16 protein-coding genes are annotated in these 19,330 nt (G+C 67.3%); 8 read left to right on the top strand and 8 right to left on the bottom strand.

Annotated elements, in window-relative coordinates; genetic code table 11:
* Nucleotides 1-6: 6 nt before the first annotated feature.
* From AC07NY_RS22125 to AC07NY_RS22105, 5 genes are all read right to left on the bottom strand, one after another.
* The gene (locus AC07NY_RS22125; RefSeq protein ID WP_494585607.1) at nt 7-1,119 is read right to left on the bottom strand and encodes an ABC transporter substrate-binding protein; all 1,113 of its coding nucleotides are present in this window, start codon (nt 1,117-1,119) and stop codon (nt 7-9) included.
* The gene (locus tag AC07NY_RS22120) at nt 1,116-1,955 is read right to left on the bottom strand and encodes an alpha/beta hydrolase (RefSeq protein WP_494585606.1); all 840 of its coding nucleotides are present in this window, start codon (nt 1,953-1,955) and stop codon (nt 1,116-1,118) included. Before AC07NY_RS22120 ends, AC07NY_RS22125 begins: the two co-directional genes overlap by 4 nt.
* 8 nt (nt 1,956-1,963) lie before the next feature.
* Nucleotides 1,964-4,156: a TonB-dependent siderophore receptor gene (locus AC07NY_RS22115; protein WP_494585605.1), complete on the bottom strand. Its 2,193-nt coding sequence runs from the start codon at nt 4,154-4,156 to the stop codon at nt 1,964-1,966.
* A 164-nt stretch (nt 4,157-4,320) separates the two neighbouring features.
* The gene (locus tag AC07NY_RS22110; RefSeq protein WP_494585604.1) at nt 4,321-5,184 is read right to left on the bottom strand and encodes a helix-turn-helix transcriptional regulator; all 864 of its coding nucleotides are present in this window, start codon (nt 5,182-5,184) and stop codon (nt 4,321-4,323) included.
* A 111-nt stretch (nt 5,185-5,295) separates the two neighbouring features.
* Nucleotides 5,296-5,874 (bottom strand): cupin domain-containing protein, encoded by a 579-nt coding sequence (locus AC07NY_RS22105; RefSeq protein ID WP_257733203.1) that lies wholly within the window; start codon nt 5,872-5,874, stop codon nt 5,296-5,298.
* Nucleotides 5,875-6,198: 324 nt separating this feature from the next.
* Between AC07NY_RS22105 and AC07NY_RS22100 the strand changes: the two genes are divergently transcribed.
* The 7 genes from AC07NY_RS22100 (at nt 6,199) to AC07NY_RS22070 (ending at nt 13,942) form a co-directional block, all read left to right on the top strand.
* Complete coding sequence (locus tag AC07NY_RS22100) at nt 6,199-7,845, top strand: amidohydrolase (protein WP_494585603.1); 1,647 nt, start codon at nt 6,199-6,201, stop codon at nt 7,843-7,845.
* 15 nt (nt 7,846-7,860) lie between these two features.
* The gene (locus tag AC07NY_RS22095; RefSeq protein WP_492286954.1) at nt 7,861-8,802 is read left to right on the top strand and encodes an ABC transporter permease; all 942 of its coding nucleotides are present in this window, start codon (nt 7,861-7,863) and stop codon (nt 8,800-8,802) included.
* 11 nt (nt 8,803-8,813) lie between these two features.
* Nucleotides 8,814-9,725 carry an ABC transporter permease gene (locus AC07NY_RS22090; RefSeq protein ID WP_494585602.1) on the top strand — a complete coding sequence of 304 codons (912 nt, stop codon included), beginning with the start codon at nt 8,814-8,816 and terminating at the stop codon, nt 9,723-9,725.
* Nucleotides 9,726-9,767: 42 nt separating this feature from the next.
* Nucleotides 9,768-11,357 carry an ABC transporter substrate-binding protein gene (locus tag AC07NY_RS22085; RefSeq protein WP_492286952.1) on the top strand — a complete coding sequence of 530 codons (1,590 nt, stop codon included), beginning with the start codon at nt 9,768-9,770 and terminating at the stop codon, nt 11,355-11,357.
* 160 nt (nt 11,358-11,517) lie between these two features.
* Nucleotides 11,518-12,951: an amidohydrolase family protein gene (locus tag AC07NY_RS22080; RefSeq protein WP_494585601.1), complete on the top strand. Its 1,434-nt coding sequence runs from the start codon at nt 11,518-11,520 to the stop codon at nt 12,949-12,951.
* Nucleotides 12,952-13,070: 119 nt separating this feature from the next.
* On the top strand, nt 13,071-13,247 hold the full coding sequence (locus AC07NY_RS22075; protein ID WP_156367053.1) for a hypothetical protein: 177 nt from the start codon (nt 13,071-13,073) through the stop codon (nt 13,245-13,247).
* A 95-nt stretch (nt 13,248-13,342) separates the two neighbouring features.
* A complete protein-coding gene (locus AC07NY_RS22070) occupies nt 13,343-13,942 on the top strand; it encodes an SCO family protein (RefSeq protein ID WP_494585600.1) in 600 nt (199 codons plus the stop codon).
* Here the strand turns inward: AC07NY_RS22070 and AC07NY_RS22065 are convergent.
* From AC07NY_RS22065 to AC07NY_RS22055, 3 genes are all read right to left on the bottom strand, one after another.
* On the bottom strand, nt 13,887-15,803 hold the full coding sequence (locus AC07NY_RS22065) for a glycosyltransferase family 2 protein (RefSeq protein ID WP_494585599.1): 1,917 nt from the start codon (nt 15,801-15,803) through the stop codon (nt 13,887-13,889). The genes AC07NY_RS22070 and AC07NY_RS22065 overlap by 56 nt on opposite strands.
* A gap of 124 nt (nt 15,804-15,927) precedes the next feature.
* A complete protein-coding gene (gene trpB / locus AC07NY_RS22060; protein WP_494585598.1) occupies nt 15,928-17,145 on the bottom strand; it encodes a tryptophan synthase subunit beta in 1,218 nt (405 codons plus the stop codon).
* Nucleotides 17,142-17,825 carry a phosphoribosylanthranilate isomerase gene (locus AC07NY_RS22055; RefSeq protein WP_494585597.1) on the bottom strand — a complete coding sequence of 228 codons (684 nt, stop codon included), beginning with the start codon at nt 17,823-17,825 and terminating at the stop codon, nt 17,142-17,144. The genes trpB and AC07NY_RS22055 overlap by 4 nt, the downstream gene beginning before the upstream one ends.
* A 53-nt stretch (nt 17,826-17,878) precedes the next feature.
* On the opposite strand from AC07NY_RS22055, the gene AC07NY_RS22050 reads away from it, so the two are divergent.
* On the top strand, nt 17,879-19,225 hold the full coding sequence (locus AC07NY_RS22050; RefSeq protein WP_494585596.1) for a TAXI family TRAP transporter solute-binding subunit: 1,347 nt from the start codon (nt 17,879-17,881) through the stop codon (nt 19,223-19,225).
* The last annotated feature ends 105 nt before the right edge of the window (nt 19,226-19,330 follow it).

Here is a 19,330-nt window from a genome sequence, read left to right as displayed (position 1 = left end):
TCTCCGTTAGGCTTTCGGCGGCGCCGCGATCCAGAGCGTCCCGTCGAGCGGGATCGCCGAGAAGCTCGCGCCCTCGGCAAGCGTCGCGGCCGGGTCGATATCGGCGAAACGCTCCGGGTGGAGCCATTTCGCCAGCGCCTCGATCGCGACGACATGCAGCGGGGTGTCGTTGAACAGGTGCCAGAAGCCGAAGGCGCGGCGCTTCTCGATGGCGCTGAGCATCTTGAGCGAGGGCGTCGCTAAAAGCTTGGCAAAGCTCGCGGCGGCATCCGTCTCGCTGACGCCGAGGCCGAGCACGAGCCCTCCGAGCTTGGTCAGATGCGTGCCGCCGGTCGCGATATAGACATCCGGATCGGCGCCGATCAATTGCTCCAGCCCGATCTGCCCGGTCGCGCCCGGCAGCATCGCGGCGGCGATGTTGTGCCCGCCGGCGGCCTGGATGAACTCGTTGAACGTGCCCTGCCCGGCCGTCATGCAGCAATCATAGCCGCCGGCATGAGCATGGATGAAGACGGAGGGGCGCTTCGCGTCCGCGACCCGGCTCGCGATCCGCTTCATCCGCTCCTCATAGAAGGCGATCAATCGCCCGGCCTGGTCCTGCTGGCCGGTGAGGATGCCGAGCGCTCTGAGGCTCGGCACGGTGTCGCGCAGCGGCTCCAGGAAGAAATCGACGACCGCGACGGGAATACCGGCGGCTTCAAGCTTCTCGACGAGATCGCCGGGACCGCGGCGCGTGCCGGCGAGCGATTTGCTGAGCACGACGAGATCGGGGCCGAGCGCGATCGCCCGTTCCAGCGAGAAGCCGGTGGCGGTGCCGCCGTCGCCGACGAGGGGAAGCGCATCGATTGCCGGGAAGCGCGTCCGGTATCGCGCGAGCCCGTCCGGGTTCTGGCGTTCGAGGTCGCTGCCCCAGCCGGCGAGGATGCTGACCGGATCGGGGTGGATCAGGCCGAGCGCGTTGAGCTGCCGGCCCTGCGCCAGCACGATGCGCTTCGCCGGAGCCGCGAGTCTGACGGTACGGCCGAGCACATCGGTCGCGACGACCGGGTCGGCGGCCATGGCGGGCAGCACAGGCAGGCTCAAGCCGCCCAGGATCAGCGAACGCCTGTCGAGCATCATGCCGCTGCCGCCTTGTCCTGCGCCGTGCCGGCGAGCGTGAAGGCGACAGTGCGCGCGAGCATCGGCAGGATCACCGAGACATGGTTCTCGCCGGGGAATTCGGTGAAGCTGCAATCGACGCGGCCGGAGGCGCTCAGGCGCTCCGCCATCTCGGCGGCGTTGTCGCACATCCGCGCCCGTGCCAGCCGCTCGGCCCGTTGTTGGGTAACGGCGAGCAGCGGGTCCTGCTCATGGCCGCCGACCGTGATCAGCAATCGCCCGGCGGGAGCGGCGCCAGCGCGCCGGAAGGCTTCCTCGCTCGCGAGGATGGCGCGGTCCTGCCACCAGATCGACGGGCTGCCGGCGACAAGGGACTTGAACAGGCCGGGCCGGGTGAACAGCGCATGCAGCACGAACAGCCCGCCATAGGAATGGCCGGCGAGCGCGCGCCTTGCCGGGTCGAGTGGAGCGATCCGCGCGACGGCCGGCAGGATCTCGTCGACGATCATGTCGAGGAAGCGGTCGGCTCCGTCAGGCACGGGCAGGAGGTCGCGCTGGCGCCGCTCGGCATCGAAGGGCCGCTCACCGGGATAACCGATTCCGATCACGACGGCTGGGCCGACGCTGGTCGCTTCGGGGCGCTGCGCTTGCAGGCGGGCGGCGGTGGCAGCGACCGGAAACAGCGCGTGGCCGTCGACCAGCACGAGGCTCGGGAAGCCGCCTGCCGGAGCGGGGCCTTCCGGCACGGAGACCAGCAGCCGGTAGCGCGCGCCGTCCCGCGCCTCGAAATCACGCTGCCAGGCCTGCGGCAGCGTGACGGGAGCGAATGCGGGATCGGCAGGGCTGCCTGGCTGCATCGGCGCTCTCACCAGCGGTAGGACAAGGTCGCGAGCACCGTGCGGCGCAGGCCGAAGGAGCACTGTGTCGTGCCGTAGCAGCCGGAGATATACTCCTTGTCGAACAGGTTCTGGGCATTGACCTGCAGCCTCCAGCCCTTCAGCGCCGGGCTGGCGGCGGCGAGGTCGTAGCTGATCGCGGCATCGACCAGCGTGTAGTCGGAGGTCGAGAAGGTGTTGCCGGGGTCGCCCGCGCCACCGCCGACATAGCGCACGCCGGCACCGAGCCCGAGGCCGGAAAGCATGCCCGTCCGGAAGGTGTAATGCGCCCAGAGCGCCGCGGTGTGGCGCGGCACGACCGGCGGGCGCTTGCCGAGGTCGACGCCGTTGCTCTTGGTCACCTCGGCATCGGTATAGGTATAGGCCGCGACGAGATCGAGATTCTCATAGACGCTGGCGCGCGCCTCGACCTCGACGCCGCGGGCGCGGATCTCGCCGGTCTGGATCTGGAAGGTCGGATGGGCGAGGTCGGTCGTTGTGACGTTGGTTTGGGTCAGCTGATAGACCGAAGCCTGCAGGAAGGCGTTGGTCCCCGGCAGCTCGTATTTGAAGCCGGCCTCGTACTGCTCGCCTTCGGTCGGCTTGAACGGCGTGCCGCCGAAGGCCGTGCCCGCGACCGGCTCGAACGAGGTCGAGTAGCTGACATAGGGCGCGAAGCCGTTGTCGAAATTGTACATCAGCGCGACGCGGCCGGTCCGTGCCGTATCGTCCTGCTTGGTCAGCACGCCCGTGGACAGCGCGCGGGTGCGGGCCTCGGCCCGGTCGAAGCGGCCGCCGACGAGCAGCGAGAGCCGGTCGAGCTTGATCTGGTCCTGCAGGTAGATGCCGTACTGGGCCGTCGTCTGCGTGGTGCTCGGCACGGTCGGCAGGACGAAGGGCAGGCGCCCGTAGATCGGGTTGGTGAAGTCGAGCGACTGCACCGTGCCGCCGGCGCCAGTGGCGGCCTTGGCATCGGTCCAGTAGCCGTCGACGCCGAACAGCACCTTGTGCGTCAGCGGCCCCGTGCGGAAATCGGCCTGGAGCTGGTTGTCGATGCCGGCGGTGCGGGCGCGCTCGTTCGAGATCGTGGCGCGGCGCGTCAGCGTCTTCTGGTCGGCTGCGATGCCGCCGACCGCGACGGTGCGGTTGCGCGATTCGAGATCCGAGATGCGGACGTTCTGGCGGAAGGTGAAGACGTCGTTGAAGCGATGCTCGAAGGCATAGCCGAGATTGGCCTGGTTGCGGCTATAGCCCTCGAAATTCGGCTCGCCCGGGAAGAAATTGCTGCGGATACGGCCGGCGCGGCTCGGCAGAACGGTGCCGACCGCCGGAATGAAGCCGTAGAAGCCGGTTTCGGGATCGCGCTGGAACGAGGCCAGCACCGTGAGGCTTGTCGCCGCGTTCGGCCGGTAGGTGACGGAGGGCGCGATGAAGATGCGCTCCTCGCGGGTATAGTCGACCTGCGTGTCCGCCGCCCGGCCGAGGCCGACGACGCGGTAGAGCCAGGTCTTCTGCTGATCGATCGGCCCGCCGAAATCGAAGGCCATCTGCGCGCGATCATGGCTGCCGAACTGGAGCTGGACCTCGCCGTGCCGCTCTTCCCGCGGGCGCTTGCTGACCATGTTGACGATGCCGCCGGGCTTCACCTGCCCGAACACTACCGAGGACGGGCCGCGCAGCACCTCGACCCGCTCCAGCCCCCAGGATTCATAGGTCGGGACGAGGAAGTTGATGCCGCGCTGGTAGCGCAGGCCGTCGAGATTGTTGACGAAGCCGGCCGTGCCGCCGGAGCCACCGAAGCCGCGGATGAAGACGCTGTCATAACGGCCCATTGAGAGGCGGGTCTCGCCGAGCACGCCAGCGGTATAGCGCAGCGCCTGGCTGACATTCTGGGCGCCCTGGGCGTCCATCTGGTCGCGCGTGACGACTGTGATCGACTGCGGCGTCTCCATGATCGACGTGTCGGTCTTGGTCGCGGTGTCACTGCGGCGCGCGACATAGCCGTTGACCGGGCCGCCGGCGCGCTCGCCCTGGACGTCGATCGTATCGAGGCCGATCGCTGTGCCGGCCGGCTGCGGCTGGGCGCCCTGCGCCAGCGCCGTGCCGGCGCCACCGACGAGAAGCGCGGCCAGTGCCACGCCGGCCCGTCCCATCGCGCGATTGCTGCTGTTGATCCCGGTCATGCCTGCATTCCTGCCCCTGGCGCCTGCGCGCCCTCGTCCCCGGGGTTCTTTCAGGAAGGCCGCACAGCCGGCAACGCGCTTGGCTTTCGATCGCGGCAGTATTTCTTTCGGTCGCGTTTCGAACGCGTCCAAGCAAGAACGGGAGGGCGCAGACATGGCCTGAATCAGCGCAGGGCGCTGGGCGCGACGCCGAAACGCTTGCGGAACAGCCCGGAGAAATGCGCCGGGCTGTAGCCGACCTGGAAGGCCGCGACGGCGACGCTGGCTTCTCCGTTCGCGATCAGCGCATAGGCCTGCTGCAGGCGCTGCTCCTGCAGGTACTCGAAGACGCTGGCACCGAACTCGGTTCGGAAGGCGGAGGTGAGCTTGGTCGGGTTGAGCCCGCTTTCGCGCGCCAGCTCCGCCAGGCTGAGGGGCTCCTGCAAGGTTTCGAGCAGGCGGTCGCGGGCCGCATGAACCTGCTCGCGCAGGCGCGGGGTGAGCCGTGCCGGGCGGGCGGGGCGCTCGCCGAGCATCCGGTCCAGCACCAGCGCGCCGAGTTCGAGCGCCTTGCCGGCGAGATAGAGCGGGCGCAGCGCTTCACCGACCGGACATTCGGCCATCTGCAAGGCGAGCGAGCGGATCGGCGCATCGGCTGGGCGCACCCAGAAGCCGGCATCGTCGGAGCAGGCGAGGCGGGCGGCCTTGGCGACATCCGGCCCGAACTCGCGGGCGACGAAATCGAAATCGAACTGCATCAGCGCGCAGCGCAGCGCGCCGTCGGCGAGGCCCGTCCGCTGCTGCGTATGCTCGCCGCCATTGGCTGCGACGAGGACGGTAGGCCCATCGAGCAGGACGGCCGGGCGGTCATCGAGTTCCAGCGCCTGCCTGCCCTCCAGCATGACCGCGACCTTGAGGCCCGGCCGCATCGGGCCGACGATCCGCTCGCCTTCCTGGATCAGGAACGTGCCGGCGGAGAGCGAGAGATTGCGCGAGAACAGCTCCAGGCTCGTGGCAGATTTCTGTACGGGGCTGGAGCTGGCGGGCATCGCGACCTCTGTGAGGAGGTGACGCTTATCCGATGCTGGAGTAAAAATCAAATAATATCAATAGTTTAAATGTGTTCTAAGGTTCGCCGGTGTAGTCCTGCCGGCGTTGTCTCAAAGGTAGGGCGGCGTGCAGGCGCTCACGACGATGCAGCGCTCCGTCCCGATATTGCGGTAGCGGTGCGGGATGCGGCTGTCGAAGAGATAGGCGTCGCCGGGCTTCAGCACCTTGATCTGGTCGCCGACCGTGATTTCGAGCTCGCCGGCCAGCACCACCCCGCCCTCGTGGGATTCGTGCTTGAGCATGGCGGCGCCGGTATCGGCGCCGGGATCGTAGGATTCGTGCAGGATCTGCAGGTTATGGGCCTGGGCATCCCCGACCTGGCGGAAGGACATCTGGCCGCGGCTCTCGCCGCCATTGACCTGGTGCAGGCGCGAAGTCAGGTCGAGCAGGTCGGAGGCCTCGAAGAACACCTTGTCCCGTGGCGCCTTCGCCTCGTCAAAAAAATTCACCATCGTCATCGGGATGCCGTCGAGGATCTTGCGCAGCGACGCGACCGACGGGCTGTTCCGGTTCTGCTCGATCAGCGAGATCAGGCTATGGGTCACGCCCGAGCGCGCCGCGAGCTCGCGCTGAGAAAGCCCGGCTGCCAACCTGATTTCCTTTAGCCTACCGCCGACGTCAAAGCTCATGGCCGTTCCGTTTCCCTCTTCTGCGCGCCTTGTCGTTCCTGCGCGTCATGCAGGGCCCGCCTGCTCGGCGGTCCTTGCCATGTTCAATATTCTGAGCGATGCTGCCGGAAAGCCAATAAGAAAATAGTGTCATGGGGAACCGGCGGAGTGGCATAGTTTTCGCGTTCAAAGCACACCGTCCAGACTAAATCCCCATTCGCTGCGATAGGGCCGCATGGACGCGCATAGCCGCGTGCATGGCACGGGAGATGCTTGCCGAAGACTATCGCCTCGCCAATGCCTCGCGGCGAGAATTCAACAGGGAAAGCAGGGTAATCCGGGCCGATGACGCAAGCCGAGACCGTTTTGTTGAATGGCCGCATCTTCTGCGGCTTGGCGGAAGGCTTCGTGGAAGCCCTGGCGATCGGCGGAGGGAAGGTTCTGGCTGCCGGCTCGGCTGCCGAGATCGCCGCCTTGCAGGGTCCGGCCACCAGGGTCGTCGACCTCGCCGGCCGCGTCGCCATTCCCGGCCTGAACGACGCGCATATGCACCTGCTGCCGCTCGGCCTCGCCATGAGCGAGGTCAACCTGCGCCCCGAGGAGGGCGTGAATAGCATCGACGAGATCCTGCGCCGCATCGCTGCCGCCGTGAAGGGCAAGAAGCCCGGCGAATGGGTCACCGGCCGCGGCTATGATCATAACGAGCTGGCCGAGGCCCGCCATCCGACCGCCGAGGAGCTCGACCGCGTCGCGCCCGACAATCCCGTCTATATCAAGCGCACCTGCGGCCATGTCGGCGTCGTCAATGGCCGCGCCATGGCGGCGGCCGGTATCGGCCACAACACGCCGAGCCCCGATGGCGGCCTGATCGAGCGCCGCGACAACAAGCTGACGGGCCTGCTGGCCGAGAGCGCCATGCGCCTGATCGTCGAGGCGATGCCGAAGCCGAGCCTGGCGGAGCTGAAAGCCGCGATCGAGAAGGCCGGGCACTACATGCTCGCGCAGGGCTTCACCAGCGTGATGGATGCCGGCGTCGGCATGGGCGCCGGTATGGCCGAGATCGAGGCCTATGAGGAGGTCGCGCGCGCCGGCACTCTGCCGGTCCGCACCTGGGTCTGCATTTACGGCAATGCCGACGGCATCGGCGACGAAGCCTATGCGGCGGGTTACCGCTTCGGCCGCGAGACCGGCCTCTTGCGCTACGGCGCGATGAAGGTCTTCGGCGACGGTAGTGCCGGCGGTCTGACCGCCGCGATGAGCGAGCCCTACCTCGTTGGCGACCCCGATAATCGCGGCATCTTCATCTATTCCGATGCCGCCATGCATGGCTATCTCCGGCACTACCACGAGCTCGGCTACCAGCTCGCGATCCACGCGATCGGCGACGCCGCGATCGAGCAGGTTCTCTCCGGCATGGAAAAGGCCGACAGTCCGGCGCATCCGATCAAGGGCCGCCGCCATCGCATCGAGCATTGCGGCTTCCTGACCGATGGCCAACTCGCCCGCATGGCCGCTGCCGGCATCGATCCGGTGCCGCAGCCGGCCTTCATCTACGAATTCGGCGATCTCTATGTGATCAATCTGGGCGAAGAGCGCGCCGGCGCCTCCTACCCGATGCGCAAATGGCTCGATGGCGGCCTGCATGCCGCGGCAAGCTCGGATGCCCCGGTCTGCGCCACCGACCCGTTCAAGAACCTCTTCACCATGGTCACCCGCCAGACCAAGCGCCACACCGAGATCGGCGGCGCCGAGAAGCTGAGCATGGAGGAGGCGGTTCACGCCTATACCTTGCTCGGCGCCTATACCCAGTTCGCCGAGGACAAGCTCGGCCGGCTGGTGCCGGGCCAGCTCGCCGATATCGCCGTGCTCTCGCACGACATTTTCGCGATCCCCGTCGGCGAGGTCGAGAACGAGGTGCGCTGCGACCTGACGCTGCTCGGTGGCGAGGTGGTCTTCGACCGGCACGGCCAGCTTGCGGCTGCGGCGCAATAGGCCGGGACCTCAGCAATGCTCAAACATACGCTGCAAAGGCTGCTGCTGGTCCTGCCGGTGATGCTCGGCGTCCTGCTGATCGGTTTCCTGCTGATGCAGGTCGTGCCGACCGATCCGGCCCAGGTCCGCGCCGGGCCGACCGCGACGCAGGACGTGGTGGAGGCGATCCGCCAGGAACTCGGGTTGAACCAGCCCCTGTGGAAGCAGTTCGCGATCTATATCGGGCGGCTGCTCCAGGGCGATCTCGGCGTCTCCATCATCAACAACGTCCCGGTGACGCAGGAACTCGGCAACACCATCGGCCCGACGCTGGAGCTGATGTTCGCCTCGCTGATCTGGGCGATTCCGCTCGGCATGTTCCTCGGCACCGTCGGCGCCTATTACCGGGGCTCGCTGATCGACCGCGCGATCATGGCTTTCTCGGTCGCCGGCGTCTCGCTACCGGTCTTCTTCCTCGGCCTCGGGCTGATCTGGCTCTTCGGCTTCTATTACCCGATCCTGCCCTTCACCGGCCGCACCGGCCCGCTCTGGACCTGGGAGGGCATCCAGGGGATCATCCTGCCGGCGATCACTTTGGGCGGCGTCTTCGTCGGCCCGGTCGCCCGGATGACCCGCACCTCGGTGCTGGACGAGCTCGGTGCCGACCATGTCCGCACTGCCCGTGCCAAGGGGCTCGGCGAGGGCACGGTCGTGCTGCGCCACACGCTCCGCAACGCGCTCGTTCCGGTCGTCACGCTGATCGGCCTGCAGATCGGCTTCCTGCTCGGCGGCGCCGTCGTCACCGAGACCGTGTTCTCCTGGCCGGGCATCGGCCGGCTCGCGGTCGGCGCCATCCTGTCGAGCGACCTGCCGATGGCGCAGGGCACGATCATCATGCTCTCGCTCGGCTTCATCCTGGTCAATCTCGCGGTGGACGTCCTCTATGCCGTGCTCGACCCACGCGTGAGGGGCACCTGATGAGCTCCCCCATGAAGCTCGATCGCAATGCGTTCCAGCCCGGCGCCAAGACGGTCGAAGCGGCCGTCAGCGTCGCCGCCGCCACGCCCGTGCGCCGCAAGACCGTGCTCCGGATGCTGATCTCCGATGTCGGCTCCTGCATCGCGCTGGCGCTCGTCGTCCTCGCCATCCTCTGCGCGGTCTTCGCGCCCTGGCTCGCACCGACCGATCCCTTCGGCAACGATCTCGCCAACACGCTGAAGCCGCCGGGCGAGGCCGGTCTGCTCGGCACGGACGGGCAGGGCCGCAACATGATCACGCGCCTGCTCTACGGCTTGCGCACGACCCTGCTGATGGGCTCGGCCTCGGTCGCCTTCGGCTGCGTGATCGGCGGCATCATCGGCTTCGCCGCCGCCTACTATCCGAAGCTGTCCGGCGTGCTGATGCGGTTCATGGACGTCCTCCTGTCCTTCCCCGCGATCCTGTTCGGCCTCGCCATCGCCGCGATCTTCGGGCCGGGCCTGCTCGCTGTCATCATCGCACTCTCGATCGCGACAGTGCCCTTGATGGCGCGCGTCGTGCGTGGCTCGGCGCTGGTCGTGCTGCAGCAGGGCTATATCGAGGCGGCGCGCTCGCTGGGCCTGAGCGATCTGCGTATCATCCTGCGCTATGTCCTGCCGAACTGCCTCTCGGCCATCTTCGTCTTCGTCACCTTGCGTTTCGGCCAGGTCATCCTGCTCGGCGCAGCGCTGTCGTTCCTGGGCCTCGGCGCCCAGCCGCCAACGGCCGAGCTCGGCGCCATGGCGGCGGACGGCCGCAACTTCCTGTTCTTCGCGCCGCATGTCTCGGTCCTGCCGAGCCTGGTGATCTTCGCGGTCGTGCTGGCTTTCAACGTGCTTGGCGACTCCCTGCGGGACGCCCTCGATCCCAAGCTGCGCAAATAGCAGCGATATCAACCAAGAAGCGTCAAAAAGGGGACTTGCTCGATGTTCAAACTCTCAACTCTGCTTCTCGCCGGCGCCGCCGCCGCAAGTTTTGCGGTCGTGCCCGCGGTCGCCCAGCAGAAGGCGCCGCTCTCGATCCTGCGCGTCATCGATGCCGACAATTACGACCCGATCCGCACCACCGCGACGGCGGCGGCCGAGGTCATGTACATGCTGGCCGACACGCTGGTGACGGTCGATTTCGACATGAAGACGATCAAGCCCGGCCTCGCCGATAGCTGGACGATCTCGCCGGATGGACTGACCTACACCTTCAAGATCCGGAAGGACGTGAAGTTCTGCGACGGCCGGCCGATGACGATCGACGACGTCGTCTATTCGCTGAAGCGCTGGACCGACCCGGCCAACAAGTCGCCGGTCTCCTTCCGCGGCGGCCCGGTCAAGGACATCCGCGCCGACGGTGATTCCACGCTGATCTACGAGCTGAAGGAGCCCTATAGCGACCTGATGTTCCAGCTCGCCCTGTCCTTCGCCTCGGTGGTCGACAAGGCGACCGTCGAGAAGCTCGGGCCGAATTTCGGTGTCCAGGGCTTCAACGCCACCGGCCCCTATTGCTGGTCGCGCTGGACCCCGCGCCAGGAGCTCGTGCTCAAGAAGAACCCGCACTACAGCTGGGGCCCGCCGATCTACAAGGACCCGAAGCCGCAGATCGACGAGATCGTCTGGAAGGTCATCCCCGAGTCGAACACGCTGATGGCCGCGATCCAGGCCAAGCAGGCCGACGTGACCTATTACATGCCCTATATCGCGCTCGACACCATGCAGCGCATCCCCGGCATGACGGTGCAGCGGCAGGAAAACTACATCTACGACATCTTCATGGGCTTCAAGATCGACAAGCCGGTCTCGAAGGACGCGGTGATCCGCGAGGCCGTCAACATGGCGACCGACAAGCAGGCCATCGCCAAGGCGATCTTCTTCGGCAAGGGCCAGGTTCTGCCCTCGCTCTTGAATCCGGCCGTGCTCGACTACGACAAGGATTCGGCCAGCAAGATGCCGAAGCATAACCCGGCCGGCGCCATCAAGCTGCTGGACGAGGCGGGCTGGAAGCCGGGCGCCGACGGCATCCGCGAGAAGGACGGCCAGAAGGCGACCTTCACGGTCTACGGCATCCGCAACGACGTGAACCCGCGCATCTCCGAGGCGATGCAGGCCGACCTGCGCAAGGTCGGCATCGACCTCAAGATCCAGCTCTGGGACGCCACCGTCGCCTGGGGCAAGCTCGCGACGCAGGAATTCGACGCCTTCTACATGGCCTATCCCTATGTGACGGCCACCGAGGCGCTGAACCTCTATTTCGCCAGCCGCCAGGCCCCGACGCCGAACCGGATGAACTGGAAGGACCCGAAGACCGACGAGCTCCTGAAGGCCGCGGCCACCGCCGTCGATGCCGACAAGCGCAAGCAGGCGATCGGCGCGGTCCAGACCCAGCTCACCGAGGCGAATGTCTGGGTTCCCTTGGCTTCGCAGCCGCTCTGGGTCGTTGCCGGCGACCGGCTGGAAGGCGTGCGGGCCCACGGCATCTACGGTGCCGGCCTCTACAAGGGGCTCGACCTCAAGCTGAAGCGCTGAGCGTCTTCGGCGCCGCGCGGTGAGAACCGCGCGGCGCTTTTTCTATGCCTGATTGCTCCAGCCTGTTGATTTTTCTCGGAACCACGGCGTCATCCCGGGCTTGACCCGGGATGACGCCGTGGTTCCGAGAAAGACCACCAAGGAGGAGGAAACAAAGATCATGACGATCACGGTCATCAAGAACGCCGAAGTCGTTGTCGCCTGGGATGCGGAAGCCTCCCGGCACGTCTATCTGCACGGAGCCGATGTCGCCTTCGAGGACGGCACGCTGCTTTATGTCGGGCCGCGCTACGAAGGTCAGGCCGACGAGACCGTCGACGGCAGCGGGCGCATGGTCATGCCCGGCCTCGTCAACATCCATTCGCATCCGTCGAGCGAGGCGCTGAACAAGGGCTTCCTCGACGAACTGGGCTCGCCCGCGCTCTACAATTCCTCGCTTTACGAGTTCATGCCGATCCTGCGGCCCGATGCCGAGACGGTGCCGGATTGCGTGCAGGTCGCCTATTCCGAGCTCCTGCTCTCCGGCGTCACCACGCTCGCCGATCTTTCGGTCGCCCATCCCGGCTGGATCGATCTTGCCGCGAATAGCGGGCTGCGCGTCTGCGTCTCGCCAATGTTCCGCTCTGCCCGCTGGTACACGAAGAACGGCCATGTCGTCGAATACGAGTGGGACGAGAAGGCTGGCCAGGCGGCCATGGAGACCGCCTTCGACGTCATCGAGCAGGCGCAGAAGCACCCGTCAGGTCGGCTCTTCGGCATGGTCTGCCCGGCGCAGATCGACACCTGCAGCGAGGGCCTGATCAAGGACAGCCATGCGGAAGCCAAGCGCCGCAACCTGCCCTGGCAGATCCACGCGGCCCAGTCGACGGTCGAGTTCCACGAGATCACCCGCCGCCATGGCGTGACGCCGATCCAGTGGCTGGAGAAGCTCGGCGTGCTCGGCTCAACCAGCATCGTCGGCCACGGCATCTTCCTCGACGACTACCCGCGTGTCGGCTGGCACAGCCGCCGCGATCTCGCGCTGCTGGCCGAGACCGATACGATGGTCGCCCATTGCCCGACGGTCTTCATGCGCCGCGGCATCGCGCTCGATGATTTCGGGCGCTATCGCCGCGCCGGTATCCGCATCGGCATGGGCACCGACACCTATCCGCACAACATGATCGAGGAGATGCGCCATGTCGGCTATGTCGCCCGCATGATGGCGGAGAACCCGCGCACGCTCACCACCACCGACATCTTCGAGGCCGCGACCACGGCGGGCGCCGCCGCGCTCGGCCGCGACGATATCGGCCGCCTGGAAGCCGGCTGCAAGGCCGACCTCGTGATGGTCGACCTCAAGCATCCGATGATGCAGCCGCGCCGCGATCCCGTGCGCAGCATGGTCTATGCCGCCGCCGAGCGCGCCGTCGATCGCGTCTATGTCGACGGCAAGCTCGTCGTCCGCGATGGCACCGTCCTGACCATGGATTATCCGGCTGCGGCCCTGCGCCTGCATGAAGGCCAGAAGCGGACGGAAGCGGCCGCGCCCGGCAACGACTGGATCAAGCGCCCGGTGACGGATTATTCGCCGCTGACCTTCCCGGTGAAGTGAGCGGGCAGATACCGGTAGACCCTGCGATGCGCCCTCTTCAGGGCGCATCGCCGTATCGTGAGCCCCCTGCGTCACGCCGCCCGCTTTCGGACGGCGCGATCCGGCGCTAGGTTGTGCCTATGTCGCAGGCAGACGAGACAACCCAGACGGAGGCCGGCTCTTCGAGCCGTCTTGGCCTCATGCTGATCGGCGGAGGCTTCTTCGCCCTGTTCCTCACCGGCCTGCTGCTCTGGTGGCGCGAAGGCGACCGGCTCTTCACCGACGGGCTTATCGCCGCCATCGTCGCATGCTTCTAGGCATCGGCCCGAAAAGTGGGAACCGGTTTTCGGACCCAGCCGATGCATGAAAGACGCTGTCTAGCGGCTGCCGCCGCCTGCCCGGGAATGTCTCCGTGAACCGCCGTCTCGTCCTGCCCCTCGTCGTCTTCCTGGCCGGGGCGCTCGCGCTCGCCGCAGCCGCGATCCTGACCTTCTCGCCTAGCCGCCAGGGAGGCAGTGGCAGCGGCACGGCCAGCGTCGGCGGCCCGTTCACGCTGACGACGCAAGAGGGCAAGCCGCTCTCCGACACCGACCTGAAGGGCTCGCCCTTCCTGGTCTTCTTCGGTTTCACCCATTGCCCCGACATCTGCCCGACCAAGCTCTTCGAGATATCGGAGGCTCTGCGCGCGGCCGGCGAGGGCGCCAAGGCGAAGGGGCTTAAAGCGCTCTTCATCACGGTCGACCCCGAGCGCGATACGCCGGAAGCGATGAAGAGCTATCTCGGCTCCTTCGACCCCCGCATCGTCGGCCTGAGCGGCGACCGGCCGGCCATCGACGCTGTGGTCAAGGCTTATCGTGCCTATGCCAAGAAGGTGCCGCTGAAGGATGGCGACTACACGATGGACCACACCGCGCTGGTCTATCTGATGGGCAAGGACGGCAAATTCGTCGGCGCCTTCAATATCGAACAGCCTCCGGCGCAGGCCGCGGCGGAATGGCTGCGGCACTCGTAGCCGGTTCGATCGGCGCGCGCCGGCGCGCCAGCCCGTGCTCCGTCTTGTTCCAGGCGAAGCGGCGGTTGAAATACTCGTAGAACGCCATCCAGGCGGCGACCGAGACCAGCGCGTAGTAGAGCGGCAGCAGCGGCACGAGCAGCAGCAGTCCCGGGGCCCCCCGGCGCAGCGCGCCGACGACGGGCGGCACGAACAGGGCGACGCTGCCGAGAAGCCAGACGCCGAGCGCGATGGTCGAGGTCAGGGTCGCCGCGGTGCCGACCGGTGCGAAGAGCGAGCCGTCCCAATAGGCGATCAGCGCAGCGACGGCGAAGGCCGGATAGCCCAATGCCGTCGCAACGGTGCCGAAGACCAGCGACAGGAAGGCGAAGGTCGCGGCGATCCCGGCCTCGCGCATCAGCCGCAAGGGCGCGCGCGAATGCGTCACCAGCGTCTGGATATAGCCCTTGATCCAGCGCGAGCGCTGCTTGAGCCAGGCAGGGATGGAGACCGGGGCCTCCTCGCGGGTGTCGGAGGGTAGGTCGCCGATGCGATAGCCGGCGCGCACCAGCCTGAAGCCGAGATCGGCATCCTCTGTCACGTTCCAGGCGTCCCAGCCGCCGACTGCGCGCAGCGCCTCGGTGCGAAAATGGTTCGAGGTCCCGCCCAGCATGATCGGCAGCTGGAACTGCAGCAGGCCGGGATTGAGCACCTCGAACAGCCCGGCATATTCGAGCGCGAACAGGCCGGGCAGAAGGCCCTCCTCCGCATGGTCGATCACGAGTCTCGCCTGCAGGCAGCCGAGCTCCTTCGGGCCGCCGAGGAAGCGCGCCGCTGCCATGCGCAATTGCTGCGGATCGGGAATGTCCTCGGCGTCATAGATCGTGAAGAGCGTCCCGCGCGCTTCGAGCAGGGCGAGGTTCAGCGCGCGGGGCTTGGTGCGTGGAAGGCCGGGCGGGACGATGGTCACGGAAAAATGCGATGGCAGTGCCATCTGCGCCAGCGTGCCGCGCATGGCCGTGTCGTCGGCTTCGATCAGCAGGCGGATATCGAGCTTGGCTGCGGGGTAGTCGAGCGCGCCGAGCGCATCCGTCAATTGCCGGAGCACGGCAAGCTCCCGGTAGAGCGGCACCGCGACCGTGTAGACGGGCAGGCGGGCATCATCGATCCGCCAGCGATGGCTGCGCCAGAGATCGGGCGCGGAACGCTCGATCGAAGCCGCAAGCCGCAGCAGGATCAGGCCGAGGAAAAGTGGGCCGAGCAGCAGCGCGAGCCCGAAGAAGGTTTCGAGCGGCGCGAAGACCCCGCCGATCGCGGCAGCGGAGACGCCGCAGCCGGCAGCAATCACCTGGCCTCGGCTGGCGCCGGTACGCGCGCTGTCGCGGGCGAGGCCGGCGGGATCGAGCCCGGCCGCGTGCTCGGCCAATAGCGCGGCATTGCCGCGGCGCAGGGCGTCGCCGAAGCGGCGCGGGGTCGTCACCGCGATGTCGTCGCGGTTGCGCGGTCCGGCTTCGATCATCCGCCGCAGTGCCGGTCCCTCCGGCGCGAGGATGAAGCGGAAGCGCGCGTCGCCCTCGGCCGGCGCGATGCCCTGGCGCAGGATGGCGTCGTGCCCGCCACCGGGCCGGAGTGGCGGAGGCTGTGCCACGAAGGCCAGGCCCATCTCGGCGGCAAGCGCGCGGTAGAAGCGGGTCTCGTCGATCAGGCCGCGTGCGATCGCTTCGCGGACCGGTTCGGTGCGGTTGCGCCGGGATGTCTCGGCTATGCCTGCGAGGAAGGAAGGCGGCAGGCCATGCCGCGTCAGGAAGGCGAGTTCGACTGGCAGGCCGGCTGAGCCGGGCCCGACCTCGCTCGGACGGTCGTCGTTACCGCTGCCCCCCACTGGCCCCGGTCCCGCTCCACGCGACATGCCCGGCGCGGGTGCGCCGGAAACAACCTATGCTTGTCGTTGCCGGTGCGAGAGTCGAGAGGCCACGCCTAGAACTTTGGGCGGGGCCTTTCGAGCGTCAGCGTGCCGCGAGAATCTCCGCGACCTGCGGGATGTCCTTATCGCCGCGGCCGGAGAGATTGACCACCATCAGGTGATCCTTCGGCTTCTGCGGGGCGAGATCGGCGACGCGGGCGAGCGCATGCGCGGACTCCAGCGCTGGAATAATACCCTCCAACCTTGAGATCAGCTGGAACGCCTCCAGCGCCTCCTCGTCGGTGGCGGAAAGGTACTTCGCCCGGCCGACATCGTGCAGCCAGGAATGCTCCGGGCCGATGCCGGGATAGTCGAGCCCGGCCGAGATCGAGTGGGCGTCCTTGATCTGCCCGTCATCGTCCATCAGCAGGAAGGTGCGGTTGCCGTGCAGCACGCCGGGGCGTCCGCCGGTGAGCGAAGCCGCATGCAGCCCGCTCGGGATGCCGTGGCCGGCCGCCTCGACGCCGTAGATCTCGACCGAGGGATCGTCGAGGAAGGGGTGGAACAGCCCCATCGCGTTCGAGCCGCCGCCGATGCAGGCGATCAGCGAATCCGGCAGGCGGCCCTCGGCCTCCTGCATCTGCTCGCGGGTCTCCTTGCCGATGATCGACTGGAAGTCGCGCACCATCGCCGGATAGGGATGCGGGCCTGCGACCGTGCCGATGCAGTAGAAGGTCGTCGCGACATTGGTCACCCAGTCGCGCAGCGCCTCGTTCATCGCGTCCTTCAGCGTCTTGGTGCCGGATTCGACCGGCACGACGGTCGCGCCCAGCATCTGCATGCGGAAGACGTTGGGCGCCTGACGGGCGACGTCGACAGCGCCCATGTAGACGATGCATTCCAGGCCGTAGCGCGCGCAGAGCGTCGCGGTCGCGACGCCATGCTGGCCGGCGCCGGTCTCGGCGATGATGCGCTTCTTGCCCATGCGCCGCGCCAGCAAGATCTGGCCGAGCACGTTGTTCACCTTGTGCGAGCCGGTATGGTTCAGCTCCTCGCGCTTCAGATAGACCTTGGCGCCGCCGAAATGCTCGGTCAGCCGCTCGGCGAGATAGAGCGGCGAGGGCCGGCCGACATAATGCTTCAGGCCGCTGGTCATCTCGGCGTGATAGGCCGGGTCGGCCTTGGCGGCTTTGTAAGCCTCTTCCAGCTCGAGGATCAGCGGCATCAGCGTCTCGGCGACGAAGCGGCCGCCGAACAGGCCGAAGCGGCCGTTCTCGTCGGGGCCGTTGCGATAGCTGTTCGGGGTCGAGGGGGCGTTCATGCCGTCAAACCTTCTTGCAGTGCCGCCGCGGCCTTGCGGGCCGATGCGATGAATTTCGCGATCCGCGCGGGGTCCTTGACCCCCGGCGCGCTTTCGACACCCGAGGAGACATCGACGCCCGCCGGCCTGGTGATGCCGATGGCATCCGTGACATTCGCCGGATCGAGCCCGCCCGATAGCATGAAGCGCTGCGAAGGGTCGAGGCTGGCGAGCAGGCCCCAGTCGAAGGGCTTGCCGTGCCCGCCGGGGAAGGCTGCATCCTTCGGCGGCTTGGCGTCGAGCAGGATGAGATCGGCCGCATCGCGATAGCCTGAGACTGTTTTCAGGTCTTCCGCCGTTGCGATGCCGAGCGCCTTCATCACCGGCCGCTTCACCGCTCGGCGAAGGGCCTTGGTTTCCTCAGGCGTCTCTTTGCCATGGAACTGGAACCAGTCTGGCTTGAGATCTGCGGCGAGCTCCCCCGCCTTTTGTTCGCTCCAGTCGACGACGAGCGCGACGATCTGCGTCTTGCCCCGAGCGATCTTGGCCAATTGCTTGGCGCGCTCCAGCGTCACGTAGCGCGGGCTCTTCGGGTGGAAATTGAGCCCGATCATGTCAGCGCCGGCCGCGAGCGCGGCCTCCAGCGTCTCGGGGGTCGAGAGGCCGCAGATCTTGATCAGGAAGGGCGAACTGGTGGACATGGCCCGGCGTTTAGCACGGTCCGTTCGCGGGCGCATGCCGTACTTGCGACATGATGACGAAGGAAGCCATGTTCGGACAGGGCGAAGAGGGGGACGGGTTGATCCGGCTGGGCATGGGCAGGCGCGGGCTGACGATGATGGCGGGCCTGCTCGCCGTCTCCGGCCTCGTCGTGGCGGTGTTCTACTATATCGGCCAGCCGCGGACCCTGCGTCTCGCGGTCGGGCCGCTCGGCTCGGACGACGCCCGCATGGCGGCGGCTTTCGTCCAAGGGCTCAATCGCGACAAGGCTTCCATCCGCCTGCGCCTCGTCCTGACGGAAGGCTCCGAGGACAGTGCCAAGAAGATCGATGCAGGCCAGGCCGATCTCGCCATGCTGCGCGCCGACATTGCCATGCCCTCGACGGCCGACACCGTTCTGATCACCCGGCGGACCTTTCCGTTCTTCATCACGACGACCGAGACCGCGATCGGCCGCATCGCCGAGTTGCGCGGCCGCAGGATCGGCGTGTCCCGCAATCCGGCCGGAAACATCACCCTGCTGAAGCGGGTGCTGGCGCAATACGAGGTCCGGCCCGAAGAGGTCGAGATCATCGGCTTGAGCCAGGAGGAGATCGTGGCGGCCGCCAAGGAGAAGCGCATCGACGTCTTCTTCTCGATCAATGCCGTCGGCTCCCACACCAACAATGACGGCCTGCGCCGCCTGCGCGAGGCCTGGGGCAACGATCCCGTGCTGATCCCGGTCCGCGAGGCCGATGCGCTGGCGGCGCATTACCGGGCGATCGAGTCGGGCGAGATCGTTCGTGGCGCGCTGGGCGGCGATCCGCCTCGCCCGGCCGAAAGCCTGCAGACCATCTCGATCACCTCGCGCCTCGTCGCGGCGCAGAGCCTTGACGACAACCTCGTCGGCGAATTGACCAAGGATATCCTCGGCCTGCGCCTGACGCTGGTGTCGGAGCTGCCGGCCGTGCAGGCGCTGGAGACGCCCTCGACCGACAAGGACGCCCCCCTGCCGGTCCATTCGGGCGCGGCCGCCTATATCGATGGCGAGCAGGAAACCTTCTTCGATCGCTATGGCGACTGGTTCTATATCGGCGCCATGGCGCTTTCGGCTGTTGGCACGGGCGGTGCAGCCTTGCTCGGCCGCGAGAGTGCCAATAGGCGCCGGCGTGCCATGGCCGGCCTGGACGAATTGCTCGGGCTGCTCGCCCTGATCCGCGCCTGCGAGGACGAAGCCGAACTGATGCGGCTCGGCCGCGACGCCGACCAGATTCTGACGCGCGTGCTCGCCGACTACGCCAAGGGCGATCTCGACACGGCGGCGCTCGCGGCCTATCGCCTGGCCATCGATCAGGTCGGCCGGGCCGTGGCCGAACGGCAGCGCGCACTGGCGGAGACCTGAACGCATTTACTTTTCGGCAGGCTCGGCGGTTGCCGAAAAGCCCGCCAGCGTTTATGTGCAGCGCAACGAATTCCAGATTCACGTGAAACAGGCTACGCCGGCGGG

This window comes from Allobosea sp. GW821-FHT09G06 (genome assembly GCF_059416005.1).
This window is presented reverse-complemented; position numbering and strand designations above follow the sequence as displayed.

Coding starts and splice junctions, on each gene's coding strand:
- AC07NY_RS22085 (WP_492286952.1), top strand. CDS start 9,768: ATGTTCAAACTCTCAACTCTGCTTCTCGCCGGCGCCGCCGCCGCAAGT.
- AC07NY_RS22105 (WP_257733203.1), bottom strand. CDS start 5,874: ATGAGCTTTGACGTCGGCGGTAGGCTAAAGGAAATCAGGTTGGCAGCC.
- AC07NY_RS22090 (WP_494585602.1), top strand. CDS start 8,814: ATGAAGCTCGATCGCAATGCGTTCCAGCCCGGCGCCAAGACGGTCGAA.
- AC07NY_RS22075 (WP_156367053.1), top strand. CDS start 13,071: ATGTCGCAGGCAGACGAGACAACCCAGACGGAGGCCGGCTCTTCGAGC.
- AC07NY_RS22110 (WP_494585604.1), bottom strand. CDS start 5,184: ATGCCCGCCAGCTCCAGCCCCGTACAGAAATCTGCCACGAGCCTGGAG.
- AC07NY_RS22095 (WP_492286954.1), top strand. CDS start 7,861: ATGCTCAAACATACGCTGCAAAGGCTGCTGCTGGTCCTGCCGGTGATG.
- AC07NY_RS22115 (WP_494585605.1), bottom strand. CDS start 4,156: ATGACCGGGATCAACAGCAGCAATCGCGCGATGGGACGGGCCGGCGTG.
- AC07NY_RS22080 (WP_494585601.1), top strand. CDS start 11,518: ATGACGATCACGGTCATCAAGAACGCCGAAGTCGTTGTCGCCTGGGAT.
- AC07NY_RS22055 (WP_494585597.1), bottom strand. CDS start 17,825: ATGTCCACCAGTTCGCCCTTCCTGATCAAGATCTGCGGCCTCTCGACC.
- AC07NY_RS22120 (WP_494585606.1), bottom strand. CDS start 1,955: ATGCAGCCAGGCAGCCCTGCCGATCCCGCATTCGCTCCCGTCACGCTG.
- AC07NY_RS22050 (WP_494585596.1), top strand. CDS start 17,879: ATGACGAAGGAAGCCATGTTCGGACAGGGCGAAGAGGGGGACGGGTTG.
- trpB (WP_494585598.1), bottom strand. CDS start 17,145: ATGAACGCCCCCTCGACCCCGAACAGCTATCGCAACGGCCCCGACGAG.
- AC07NY_RS22100 (WP_494585603.1), top strand. CDS start 6,199: ATGACGCAAGCCGAGACCGTTTTGTTGAATGGCCGCATCTTCTGCGGC.
- AC07NY_RS22125 (WP_494585607.1), bottom strand. CDS start 1,119: ATGATGCTCGACAGGCGTTCGCTGATCCTGGGCGGCTTGAGCCTGCCT.